The 13,321-nt window shown below is 31.7% G+C and carries 10 protein-coding genes; 7 read left to right on the top strand and 3 right to left on the bottom strand.

Annotated features, from left to right (window positions below; all coding sequences use genetic code 11):
* Nucleotides 1-9 precede the first annotated feature (9 nt).
* Nucleotides 10-651, top strand: a complete 642-nt coding sequence (locus Q0870_RS09340; RefSeq protein ID WP_298554947.1) for a hypothetical protein — start codon at nt 10-12, stop codon at nt 649-651.
* A 221-nt stretch (nt 652-872) separates the two neighbouring features.
* Here Q0870_RS09340 and Q0870_RS09335 read toward each other — a convergent pair whose 3' ends face one another.
* Complete coding sequence (locus Q0870_RS09335; RefSeq protein ID WP_298554944.1) at nt 873-1,292, bottom strand: (4Fe-4S)-binding protein; 420 nt, start codon at nt 1,290-1,292, stop codon at nt 873-875.
* A 117-nt stretch (nt 1,293-1,409) separates the two neighbouring features.
* Here Q0870_RS09335 and kynU point away from each other — a divergent pair, with 117 nt between their 5' ends.
* The 5 genes from kynU (at nt 1,410) to Q0870_RS09310 (ending at nt 7,079) form a co-directional block, all read left to right on the top strand.
* Nucleotides 1,410-2,717 carry a kynureninase gene (gene kynU / locus Q0870_RS09330; protein WP_298554941.1) on the top strand — a complete coding sequence of 436 codons (1,308 nt, stop codon included), beginning with the start codon at nt 1,410-1,412 and terminating at the stop codon, nt 2,715-2,717.
* A 290-nt stretch (nt 2,718-3,007) separates the two neighbouring features.
* Nucleotides 3,008-4,408: an NAD(P)/FAD-dependent oxidoreductase gene (locus Q0870_RS09325; RefSeq protein ID WP_298554938.1), complete on the top strand. Its 1,401-nt coding sequence runs from the start codon at nt 3,008-3,010 to the stop codon at nt 4,406-4,408.
* Between the two features lie 24 nt (nt 4,409-4,432).
* The gene (locus tag Q0870_RS09320) at nt 4,433-5,215 is read left to right on the top strand and encodes an SDR family oxidoreductase (protein WP_298554935.1); all 783 of its coding nucleotides are present in this window, start codon (nt 4,433-4,435) and stop codon (nt 5,213-5,215) included.
* A gap of 158 nt (nt 5,216-5,373) precedes the next feature.
* Nucleotides 5,374-5,907: a 3-hydroxyanthranilate 3,4-dioxygenase gene (locus Q0870_RS09315; RefSeq protein WP_298554932.1), complete on the top strand. Its 534-nt coding sequence runs from the start codon at nt 5,374-5,376 to the stop codon at nt 5,905-5,907.
* A gap of 86 nt (nt 5,908-5,993) precedes the next feature.
* Nucleotides 5,994-7,079, top strand: coding sequence for an amidohydrolase family protein (locus tag Q0870_RS09310; protein ID WP_298554929.1), 1,086 nt, complete (start codon nt 5,994-5,996; stop codon nt 7,077-7,079).
* Nucleotides 7,080-7,156: 77 nt separating this feature from the next.
* On the opposite strand, the gene Q0870_RS09305 is transcribed toward Q0870_RS09310, so the two are convergent.
* The gene (locus Q0870_RS09305) at nt 7,157-10,006 is read right to left on the bottom strand and encodes an insulinase family protein (RefSeq protein WP_298554926.1); all 2,850 of its coding nucleotides are present in this window, start codon (nt 10,004-10,006) and stop codon (nt 7,157-7,159) included.
* 319 nt (nt 10,007-10,325) lie between these two features.
* Between Q0870_RS09305 and Q0870_RS09300 the strand changes: the two genes are divergently transcribed.
* Complete coding sequence (locus Q0870_RS09300) at nt 10,326-10,970, top strand: O-methyltransferase (protein WP_298554922.1); 645 nt, start codon at nt 10,326-10,328, stop codon at nt 10,968-10,970.
* 32 nt (nt 10,971-11,002) lie between these two features.
* Here Q0870_RS09300 and Q0870_RS09295 read toward each other — a convergent pair whose 3' ends face one another.
* A complete protein-coding gene (locus Q0870_RS09295) occupies nt 11,003-13,291 on the bottom strand; it encodes a response regulator (RefSeq protein ID WP_298554919.1) in 2,289 nt (762 codons plus the stop codon).
* Between the last annotated feature and the right edge of the window lie 30 nt (nt 13,292-13,321).

Raw genomic sequence — 13,321 nt, 5'->3', positions numbered from 1 at the left:
ATCTAAATTATGAAAAAATTACTAGTCATTATCAGTATACTGAGTATTTGCTATTCTTGTAAAGAGAAAGCGGAAACAATTCAACCCAAAAAAGAGATTTCAATAGCCGAAAAAATAGCTAATGCTCACGGTTTTGAAAACTGGAGAAACGTATCTGAAGTGTCCTTTACTTTTTTTGATAAAAGAAGTTGGATATGGAAGCCAAAAACTCAAGATGTGACTTTAATTACCGAAAAAGACACCATTAATTATAATAGAACATCTATTGACAGCTTATCCTTGAAAGCAGATAGAGCTTTTATTAACGATAAATTCTGGGCATTTATTCCGTTTCAATTAATTTGGGATTATAGTGCAACAATTTCTGAGCCTCAAAAAGAAAAAGCACCAATTAGCAAAATGACGCTTAATAAAATCATACTTACCTACTCAAGTGAAGGTGGTTATACACCCGGAGATGCTTATGATATTTATTTTGACGAGAATTACATTATTAAAGAATGGGCTTTTAGAAAAGGGAACAAGCCTAAAGCGGGACTAAAAAACACTTTTGAAAACTATAAAAATTTTAATGGTATCAAAATTGCACAAGACCACAAAAAGTCTGAAGGGAATTGGAATTTAACGATAACAGATGTATCTGTAAAATAAATTGATTTTTTTTTACTTTATGTGTAATGAAAACGTCTAAGCTCCGACTAAATTCGTATATAAAATATAGATTGTTTTTTCCGCATTATGCGCCTATATATTAAAGCGCTTGAACCATTGGTTTAAGCGCTTTTCCATTTTAGTGAAGCATTATTTTAGAATTAACTTTAACTAAGCACTAAAAATTATTAGCTGAACTAATCCTGATGAAAATCGGGAAATTAACCTTTAAATTCTGCTTTTACATGAGCACCATCACAATAAGGTTTATTCTTTGATTCGCCACACCTGCAAAAAGCGGTTGTTTTGTTCTTAGTTTCAGAAGAACCATCTTTTGCAACAACATTCAAAGTACCATAAACTAAAAGCGGGCCATTTTCTAAAACTTCAACCTTGGTTTCTAAAGTTTCTGTGGTTTTATCTTCCTCATCATTCATATAAAAGCGTAATGCACCAGAAGGACATTGCTTTACTTGATTTATGATAGCTTCCGTTTTTGCCTCATCCATTTTAATCCATGGGCGCAATCTAGGACGAAATACTTTAGGTAATCCTTTAGCGCAAATTGCAGAATGAATACATTTTTCTGCTTCCCAAACTACCGTAGTTTCTCCGTTTGAATACTCTTTTATCTTAGCCATAGCTTTAAGTTTTTACTAAATATACGAAAATTTCAATGCATTTTAATCATCGCTTTTTAGGGTTCATTACTAACTTTATATTCCTTATTTTTGTTAGAAACCGAAAAACAAGAGCCATTGTCCGACTATAAATTAGGTCTTGATTACGCATTAGAACAAGACCAAAATGACGAACTAAAAGCATACCGAAGTCAATTTCACATTCCAAAAGACAAACAAGGAAATCCTTGGATTTACATGACTGGAAACTCGTTAGGATTACAACCTAAACAAACTCAGGCTTATGTAAACCAAGAGCTTGAAGATTGGGCAAATTTAGGAGTTGAAGGTCATTTAGAAGCTAAAAACCCATGGCTACCATATCATGAGTTTTTAACTGATAGTATGGCAAAAATAGTAGGTGCAAAACCTATTGAAGTGATTGTCATGAACACGCTAACAGCCAACTTGCACTTTATGATGGTGTCGTTTTACAAACCCACAAAAACACGTTATAAAATACTCATTGAAAGTGATGCATTTCCTTCGGATAAATATGCGGTTGAATCGCAATTACGTCATCATGGTTTAGATGATAAAGAAGGATTGATACTTTGGAAACCCAGAAAAGGCGAAGAATTATTGAATTACGAAGATTTAGAGACTATTCTTGAAGCACAAGGCGATGAGATTGCACTTATCATGATTGGTGGTGTTAATTATTATACAGGTCAGTTTTTCGATTTAAAACGCATTACAAAACTTGGGCATAAATACGGATGTAATGTTGGTTTTGACTGTGCTCATGGCGCCGGAAACGTAGCATTAAATTTGCACGATTCAGGAGCAGATTTTGCTGTTTGGTGTACGTATAAATATTTAAATTCCGGTCCAGGAAGTTTAGCAGGTTGTTTTGTTCACGAAAGACATGCATACAGAAAAGATTTAAACCGTTTTACAGGTTGGTGGAGTCATAATAAGCAAACACGCTTTAATATGCGTGATGAATTTGACCAACTTCCAGGAGCTGAAGGTTGGCAATTAAGTAACCCGCCTATTTTATCAATGGCAGCTATAAAGGCGTCTTTAGATATGTTTAATAAAGTGGGATTTGATAAACTCATTACAAAATCAAAAAAACTAACAGGTTATTTTGAGTTTTTACTTAAAACATTAGGAGAAAACACTATTAAAATTATCACACCAAATAACCCTGATGAACGTGGGTGCCAATTATCCATTCAAGTTAAAAACGCAGATAAAGCATTACATAATAAATTAACCGAAGCCAACATTATCAGTGATTGGAGAGAGCCTGATGTAATTCGATGTGCTCCTGTACCACTTTATAATTCTTTTGAAGATGTTTACAAAGTGGTAAAAAGCCTCTCCCTAGCCCTCTCCCAAAGAGAGGGAATCGAGACGGATTCAAAACGTAAAAAATGAAAAAGTATATAAATATGGGTTACATTGGCTTTAATAAGAAGTCTAGTCCCAAATCAATTTAAAAAATTGAACATTGAAATGCAGAATATAAAAATCAAATCGTTAAAAATTTTGAAGCCTTGGAAAAAATTTAGACTTTATTTTTGGTTTTCTTCCGATTTTTATCGGGAAGAAAAATTCCTCATTTCAATTTGATTTTTTGGTTCGTTTTGTATCAAGACAAAATGAACAAATAAAAAATAGGTTAATAACTAAAATCATAAGATTCCTGCCTTTGCAGGAATGACAATATGAAAGAAAAACAACAAAACATACTAATTATAGGTGCAGGACTCTGCGGCTCTCTACTAGCCCTAAGACTAGGACAAAGAGGCCACAAAGTTTCTGTTTATGAAATGCGTCCAGATTTACGACAAGTTGATATTTCTGCTGGTCGGTCTATAAACTTAGCATTTTCTGACCGAGGCAATAAAGCCATGAAACTCGTGGGTTTAGAAGACAAAGTGAAAGCGCTTTGTATTCCTATGAACGGACGTATGATTCATGATAAGCAAGGAAACACGTTTCAATCAAATTATAGTGGACGTGACTATGAATATATAAATTCTATTTCCCGTGGGGAACTTAACGCTTTACTTTTAGACGAAGCTGAAAAACATAAAAACGTTAATATTCATTTTAATAAAAAATGCAAATCTGTTGATTTTGAAAAAACCACTGCACTTTTTAAAGATTATAATAGTAAAGATGAGTTTATTGAAGATGCTGATATTATTATCGCAACAGATGGTGCAGGTTCTGCAATGCGAAAAAGTTATTATTTAGGAAAGAAATTTTTATTCAGTTTTTCACAAGCCTATTTAACACACGGTTATAAAGAATTGAGTATTCTTCCTAAAGAAAACGGCGATTATAAAATCCATAAAAATGCGCTTCATATTTGGCCTCGTGGAAATTATATGCTTATTGCTTTACCAAATTTAGATGGAAGCTTTACGGTAACACTATTTTTAAGTTACGATGAAGGCGAATACAATTTTAATAATTTAACAAATGAAAAAATTGTACTAGAATTTTTCCAAAACGAATTCCCAGATGCTTTAGCTGTAATGCCAAATTTGTTAGATGACTTTTTTGAAAACCCAACTGCGCCTTTAGGTACTATAAAATGTTCGCCTTGGCATTACAAAGGCAATACCCTTTTAATGGGAGATGCGGCACATGCTATTGTGCCATTTTACGGACAAGGGATGAATGCTTCTTTTGAAGATGTTGTTGAGTTTGATAGCATTTTAGATAAAAATTTAGATGATTGGGAAGCTACTTTTAAAGCTTATGAAAACACCCGTAAAAAGGATACTGATGCCATTGCAGATTTAGCTATTGACAACTTTTATGAAATGAAAGGTCATGTAAATCAGGTTGTTTTCCAAGAAAAGCGTAAATTAGAAATGGCTTTAGAAAAGGAATTTCCTAATGCATATTCATCTAAATATTCATTAGTAACTTTTAATGAAGATATAGGTTATAGAGAAGCGATGTTAAGAGGACGCGCTCAAGATAAAGCCATTTTAAATCTATTGACTGATGGTGTTTTAAACTTAGATGACGACTTAAAACTTACATTAGAAAAAGTAAAAAAAGAAACCGAAGCTATTTTAGAAGATGATAGAATTGCTGGATTACAATAACCCTTTAAGCTCACCTTTACTAAAATGAATCTAAACTTAAATAACAAAAACGCCTTAGTTTGCGGCAGCACACAAGGCATTGGAAAAGCCACAGCTATAGCACTAGCGCAAGAAGGTGTTAATGTAACCCTAGTTGCTAGAAACAGAGAAAAACTAAAAGCAGTACTCACAGAGTTACCCGAACACAGAAACCACAACTATATTGTTGCTGATTTTTCTAACCCTAGAGAATTGCAAGAACAGATTATAAAGTTTATTGAGAAGGAACATGGTTTTCATATTGTGGTAAATAACACTAGTGGCCCTAGAAGTGGAAATATTTTAACCGCTAGTTTAGAAGCTTTTGAAAATGCGTTTACCATGCATTTAAAATGCAACCACCTTTTAGCTCAAGCTACTATCCCCTTTATGAAACAACAGGGTTTTGGCAGAATTATTAATGTGATTTCGACCTCTGTAAAAGAACCTATTCCTGGATTAGGCGTTAGCAATACAACTCGAGGTGCTGTTGGTAATTGGAGCAAAACATTATCTATAGAAGTTGCAGAGTTTGGCATTACAGTAAATAATGTTTTACCTGGTTTTACAGATACCGAACGCTTAACTGAAATTATTAAGATTAAAGCAAATATTGAAGAGCGTTCCATTGAAGAAATGACTGAAATCATGAAAAATTACACGCCTGCAAAACGCTTTGCTAAACCTGAAGAAACTGCCAACGCTATTACATTTTTAGCTAGTGAAGCCGCCAGTTATATAAATGGTATTAATATTCCTGTTGATGGCGGACGCACCAAATCGTTATAATTTTTAACTACGATAACTTTAATAGAATTTAAGGTGTTTGTATATTAGTAAGGAATTTGCGTTAAGGATAGAAGCGGCATCCTTTTTTGCTTTTTCTGCAAAAAAGATATAGCGGATAGCCTGACCCCTTTTTGGGGTAACGCCCAAAACATAAAACAATGAGTAAATTATTTCCTCCGATAAATTTTAAAGCTTGGATTGAAGAAAATAGACATCTTTTAAAGCCTCCTGTTGGTAATAAAGTGGTTTGGAAAGATGGTGATTTTATTGTGATGGTTGTTGGTGGACCTAATAGCAGAAAGGATTATCATTACAATGAGACACCTGAATTTTTCTATCAGGTTGAGGGTGATATTGTTTTGAAGGTTATTGATAAAGGGACTCCGAAAGATATTCATATAAAAGAAGGTGACATATTTTTACTTCCTCCAAAAGTACCACATTCTCCACAACGCGGTGCAAATACCGTAGGCTTAGTAATCGAATACCCTAGAGAAAAAGGTATGCAAGACGCATTACTTTGGTTTTGCGAAAATTGCACAACTAAATTGTATGAAGAAGATTTTACACTAGATAATATTGAAACAGATATGCCTAAGATTTTTGATAAGTACTATGGTGACAAAAACAAGCGCTCTTGCCCTAACTGTGGAGAAGTTATGCAAGCACCGAAGAAAGTTAAAATAGACTAAAACATAAATAGAATTCGTGATTACGACGAAGAAATCACTTATTTAATAAAAAGATTGCCACGGTAAAAGCCTCGCAAAGACGTCATATGGAAAAACGTAAACTTAGAATTAACGGTCATTCACATTTGCTTCCATACCCAGAAGAAATACCAGAATTTATGCGAGAAAAAGGTATTTTTTGGGTGGATAAAGACCGGAAATTCATGCTTCAAAAAGGATGGAAACGTCCTGTTACTGATTCTAGTTTTTTCTTGGATGAAAAGCTGGAGTGGATGGAGCGTAACAAATTAGACCATGCGGTGGTTTTAAATTTATCTCAGCTTTATGGAAATGGTTTACGTGTTGAAGAAATGAAAAAAGCACTGCGTTTTCAAAACGATTTTAATGCTAAAGTACAGCATGACAACCCTAGTAAATTTACATGTGGCTTTGTTGTGCATCCTGCTTTTATAAGAAGTGCTTGTTGGGAAATTGAGCGTTGTGTTGAAAACCATGGCATGCAATTATTATGCCTACCAACGCATTATATGGATACCATAGGAACTTGGCGTTGTATTTTTGACGAGGAGAATGAGCCTATTTTTGAATTGGCGGACAAGTATAATTTGGCAGTTGAAATACACCCTTATGATGGGGAGAAGTTTATAAAATTAGAAAACACCTCATGGCGTTTTCATTTAATTTGGATGTTAGCCCAATGCGGTGATGCTTATCATTTTTTAACGTTGAATGGGTATCAAGACAAATTTCCAAACATGCGTACCTGCTTTGCACATGGCGGGCAGTTAGCACAAATTAATTTAGGAAGACGTATTCAAGGTTTTGATGGCAGACCAGATTTATTTGAAGGCAAACACCACCCCAGAAAAGCTGTAGGCCATAGAAATATCTTTTTTGACACTTTGGTTCATGATACTGGTGGACTAGAATTGTTAATTAGAAATCATGGCTCTAAACAGGTTATTATGGGGCTTGATGACCCTTACCCTTTGGGTGAAATGGAGAGCGAACCACAATCATCTTACCCAGGAAAGTTACTTGATTTGGCTATTGAACGCAATATCATAAACGAAACCGAATATGATGCGATATGGGAAGACAATGTTATTCAGTGGCTGTGTGGTGATGATGATTTGGCTAAACAAAAGTTTATTAGTAGGGTTTTAAGTTAAAAAAACATAAAGTCCTATTTTAATAGTTAAAATAGGGCTTTATGAATTATAGCTTTAGGTATAATTTTATTCTCTGACTATTCCTTAGATTCTGGTAATAGTTTAGCAATTAAACTTGGTGTCCCTACATATTTTTTTGCTATTTTCTGTATATACTTAGGAGTTATTTCTGACAGCTTCTCTTCGTAATCACTTAAATCTTTAAAAGGCTGATTCCAATATATTTTATTATACATATGACCAAGCCAGAATTTATTAGTTTCCAAATCTTTTTTTCTATTTAAAACCCAATTCTCTTTAACACTAGCTACTTCTTTTTTTGTTGGTCCTTCATTTAAAAATTCGTTTAACACTTTTAAGCTTTCTTCTTCTAACACCTTAATATTATCTGGTGAACAAGTAAACTTAATAGATGCCAGGTATTTAGAGTATGGTCTTCTAGCATGCTTAATACTTGCCCTTACAGAATACACCCCTCCTTTTTCTTCTCTAATTTTATTTCGTAATCTGTTTTTAAATATTTGACCAAACATTTTTAAGGCATCACTTTCCTTTTTCACATGTTTTGCTTCTGTTTCAAACTTAATTAATAATGTAGCCTTTTCTTCCAAACCTTTTCTAACCTCAACACGCTCACCTGAAAGTATATTTTTATAAGAAGACAGTTTATACTCTTCTCTTTCATCAGTACTTGGTAATGATGCAATGTATGTTTCGGCGTATGCTTTCAATAAATCTTCGTCAAAATCGCCAACAAAGAAGAAATTAAAATCTCCTGCATTTTCAAAACGCTCCGTATATGCTTTATATAAAGAACTATAAGGAACTGAATCTAAAAGACGAACAACGTTAGCACTTTCATTCATGTTTATGTATCTTGGGTTTCCCGCCTGAGTTACTTTTGATATCTCGTTTGAAAAAATAACACTAGGCTTCAATTTTCTGTTTTTTGTAACTTCTTTTATTTTATCAGCATAGGATAAATATATTTTTTCATCTTCATTAAGGCTAGTAAAATTCAAATAAATTAATTTAAACATTGTTTCTAAATCTTTAGCTCTTGCTGACCCTTTTAAACTTTCATTATAAGTAGACACAGATGTTGATACTTTCACCTTTTTCCCAGCCAAAAATTTAGATAATTCGTGCCTTTTAAACCCACCAATTCCTGCAAATGTTACAATAGACATTAATTGCCCTACACGCTTTACATCTTCATCAGACATTAATGAATTACCCCCATAACTAAAAGCTTTAAATGTTACTTTCTCTTTATCAAAATCTGTTTTTTTGTAGTAAATTTTAGCTCCATTACTTAGTGTTAATTTTTTAATACCGTATAATTCTGTTTCTTCTGAAACTATGCTACCTTTAGGTGCTAGATTTTTTATTAATTGCTTGCCTAATTCTTTTGGAATATACTTTGTAATTGTGCTATCAACCTCAACTTCTTTAATCGTTTGTAATAACTCCTTTTGTGTTGGTAACACCAATTCTTCCTTTTCTGGTGCAGTTAGTATTAATACCCGGTTATCTTTATGATAATAAGTATTAAACATAGCTTTTACATCATTCAAACTAATTTGAGGGATAACAGTTTTGTAAAAACTATACTTCCAGTCTTTAGAATATAGTATCCAATCGTTTTTAAACTCTTGTTCTAAAAGACTTAAATATGTTTTAGAATACCAATCATCCTTACCTTCAAAAAACGTTTCATTACTGGCAAGCATGTCTTTTTTCATCTGGTTCAGTTCACTTTCTGTAAAGCCAAAACGCTTCACTCTTTCAAGTTCTAAAATCATATGTTTTAATGTGTTTTTTACGCCTGCCTCACTAGAAGACGCACCTATAGAAAATTTACGGTGGTACTTACTTAAAGTACCTCCTAAACGAACACCTGCCCCAATAAAAGGAGGAGTATCACTATTAGACACTTCTACCAATCTTCTATTAATCATAGAAATCATCATACTTCGAATAATGCGCTCTTTTTGATGTTTCGCTAATATTTGTTTATGTTTTACTGGACTAATATTTATAAAATCTAACCCTAAAGACGTTATTGTTTTTTCTGGATCGGTAATAACTTTAACACGTGTTTCTTTATGGTATGGTACACTATCATATACAAATAATGACTTTTCGTTTTCAGGATTTGTTAATTTCGAAAAATGCCTTTTTATTTTTTGTTCTGCGTAAGAAGACTCAATATCACCTGCTACAATAACTCCCATTAAGTTTGGGCGATACCAATCTTTATAAAACCGACGCATATCATCAGTTTTAAAATTTTTAATATTCTCTAATTTTACATCAGAAAAGTATTTTAATTGAGGCATGCCTTTATAAATAAACTCTGCCCTTTCTTTACCAACACGATTACCGCTTCCAAGTCGTGCTCTAAATTCTTCTAAAACCACAGGTCGTTCGTCATTAATAGCCTTGTCTTCCAATAACATATTATGCGCCCAATCTTCAATAATTTGAAATGCTTTATCAACTTTTTTTAAATCTTTGCTTGGTATTGTCAATTTATAAACCGTTTCTTCAAAACTAGTATGCGCGTTTAAATCTGCGCCAAAAGTCATCCCTATACTTTCTAAATATTTAACAAGTTTGTCTTTTTTAAAATTTTTAGTACCATTAAACCCCATATGCTCTAACAAATGTGCTAACCCTTGTTGAGAATCATCTTCTTGGAGATGACCAACTTTTACAGCCAAACGGATGTTTACAACATCTTTTGGTCTGTTATTTTCTTTAATGTAATATTTAAGCCCGTTTTGTAATTGACCTCTTATAGCAGAAGTATCCTTTGGGATTTTGCTTTCTAAATCGTATTCAAACGTATTATTTTGTGTGTTTTGTTGAGAAAATGCTAATGTAGTTGCAAATAAAAGGAATAAGGCTAATAATTGTTTCATGCTTTACGTAATTGTTGTTTCTGATAAGGTAAGTACTCTATCGTTTAGAGCTTACAAGTTAGTGTATTTATTGTAATAAAAGTTACACATTTATCCAGTTTTTATTTTTTTATATAGCTTCTTCCTACTTTTATTTTTTTGTTTCGTATTGTTAAGTTTAATAATATATTTGGCTATTAAAGTATTTTTGAACCTCATCAACATAATTAGTGTTTTTAATAAAAAATTCTGGACAACATTAAATAACCGTTATAAATTGCACTCACATTTAAAATGATATTCAAAAAAGCAATACTTTTGAAAATATTGATAATACGTTATGCATTTTATACCTGAAGATTTAGATGATTATGTGGTTGCTCATTCTGAGAATGAACCCGAATTATTACAACAACTTAACAGAGAAACATACCAGAAAATTTTACAACCTAGGATGTTAAGTGGGCATTATCAAGGCAGACTTTTAAGTATGATTTCTAAGCTTGTGAATCCTAAAAGCATATTAGAAATCGGGACTTACACAGGTTATTCTGCATTGTGTTTAGCTGAAGGTATGCAGACTGATGGCGTAATACACACGATTGATATTAATGAAGAACTTGTTGATTTTCAACGAAAATATTTTGATAAATCTGGATATGGAAGACAAATTCATCAGCATTTAGGAAATGCTTTGGATATTATCCCAAATCTTGATACTACTTTTGATTTGGTTTTTATTGATGCTGATAAGGAAAACTACTCTAATTACTTCAATGTGATTATTGATAAGTTAAATCTTGGAGGTATTATTTTATCTGATAATGTGTTGTGGAGTGGTAAAGTTTTAGATAATACATTTAAGAAGGATGATACTTCTACTCCTGCACTTATTGATTATAATGCCCTTTTAAAAAGTGATAAGCGCGTTGAAACTGTTGTCTTACCTATTAGGGATGGATTGACTATTAGCAGAAAACTATAATTTCAATTCTAAATATAACTAATGCTTATTGATTAAGATGCCAAATACAAAGCATTTTCATCATCTTTAACATCATCAATATTATTAAACTTACTTTGCTTTAGCAAATTGTTAATTGTATTAAAAAACAACTCATTATCAAACGGTTTAGTTATTATATCATCAAACCCTATATCTAATATATTTTCATTTAGCTCATCTTGGTTAGAGGCTGTAAGAGCTATTATAGGTAAATGCCTATCAATTTTTCTTATTTCAATAGTCGCTTGGTTACCATTCATTTTTGGCATATTAATATCCATTAGTATTAAATCATAATTGTCATTTTTAAAAGCCTCTACTGCTTCAAGGCCGTTCTCTACAATATCAAATTTAAAATTATGTTTTTTTAATAGATTACTAGTAACAATTTGATTTATCTTATTATCCTCTGCAATTAATATTTTAATATTTTCAGAATCTGTAGTAGAAAAAATCTTATTAACTTTTTTACTTTTTATATGCTCAATAGCCTTAAAGTCAATTTCAAACCTTACAACAAACCCAAAGGTAGCTCCTTTATCTACTTCGCTATCTAATTCTATTTTACTATCAAATAAGCCAACAATTTTATTCGTTATTGAAAGCCCCAATCCAGCTCCTTGATAATTTGTATTAGAATTTTCAGCTAACTGAGTAAAATTATCAAATATAGTAGCCTGTTTCTCTTTTGGAATACCAGGGCCATCATCATTTATTTCAAAACGTATTTCGGCAAGATTATCATTAGTGCCTTGCAAGATTGCTTTAACATAAATATTACCGTTTTTAGTAAACTTTATGCTGTTACCTATTAAGTTAAATAAAACTTGAGTTAACCTCAATTTATCACACATGACATATTCTGGTAAACAATCATCAATTATGATATGTATTTTATTACCTGATTCTTCTAAACCATAATCAAATGAATCCGTTACATTCTGAATGAGTGCTTGAATATTTACTGAAGAGTTATTTAATTCCACATTATTTGATTCAATTTTACCTACATGTAAAATATCATTAATTAAATTCAATAAATAGTCTCCTGAGTATTTTAGCGATTTTAAGTATTTAACATCTCTACTTGTTAAATCATTGCTTTCTAACATTATAGAAGTTAAACCTACTACACCATACAAAGGCGTTCTTAATTCATGAGATACATTGGATATAAATTTACTTTTTAATTCTGATGATTTTAATGCTTCATTCTTTGCTATTTCCAATTGTTCATTTCTTAATTTTAACTTGGAACTTAGTTTTCTTTTAGTAATATATCCAAAACAAATTAAAACCAATGAAATAAATAAAAGTAGCGACGCCACAATAACAATAATATTTACTCTTTGTATTTTATTTGCTATTTCTAACTGTAAAAGCCGCTCTGTGTTAGCTTTTTCAGCATTATTCTTATAATCTTCAATAAGAAATTTAGTTTTTGATATTGAGTTTTGTCTAACTTTTTCCTCATTTAAAAATTTATCCTTAAAACTATTATGCTTTAACAAATTTAAAAATGCTTCATCACTATTTCCAGATTTTGCCAATGATAAAGATAATTGTTTATGCACTTTACTTAATAACATATAATCTATACCATCTTCATCCGTCTCAATTAAATTTACAGCTTTTTTAAATTTGGAATTAGCATTATTATATAGTTTTTTATGTGTGTAATAACTACCATATATATAATTATAGTAACTTTCTTCTGAAGGTGTTACAGAATTATATTTTATATAATCTCCTACTTTTAAAAGATTAACAATAGCCTCTTGAAAATTCCCAGTGGTTATATATAATTCACAAAGGTTAAGTCTTGTCTCAAACTCAACTGTTTTTAAAGTGGTAATTTCAGATGACTTATGTAGGTTATGTTTTGAAACAGTCTTTAATGCATTCATCAAATATTCATGCGCCTTACTAAAGTTTCTCTCTTCCTTAAATATCGCGGCTAGATTTCTAGATGCACTAGCAATTAAATAGGTATCGTCAATTCTTTCTGAATCTTTTAATGATAAAAAGTACGATTCTTTTGCTGATTCATAATTTTCCATCAAATTATAAATATTACCTAAATTATAATTGGCATAAGCACTACCATAAGTATCTTGAATAGAATCAGACAAGGCCTTGGCAATAATAAACTTTTTAAAAGACTTTACTATTTCTTCATTTTTATAAAAAACAGAGGCAGAAGAGTTAATATCATCAATTTCCTTAATGATATCTCTATCATTCTTACCGAAGATTAAGGTGGTAAAAGACAGAAAACTTACAAGTAGGATTGCTTTCATATTTCAATAATTATAGATTTGGGAGGGACT

The sequence above is a fragment of the uncultured Algibacter sp. genome (assembly GCF_947487575.1).
Taxonomy (GTDB): domain Bacteria; phylum Bacteroidota; class Bacteroidia; order Flavobacteriales; family Flavobacteriaceae; genus Algibacter_B.
This window is presented reverse-complemented; position numbering and strand designations above follow the sequence as displayed.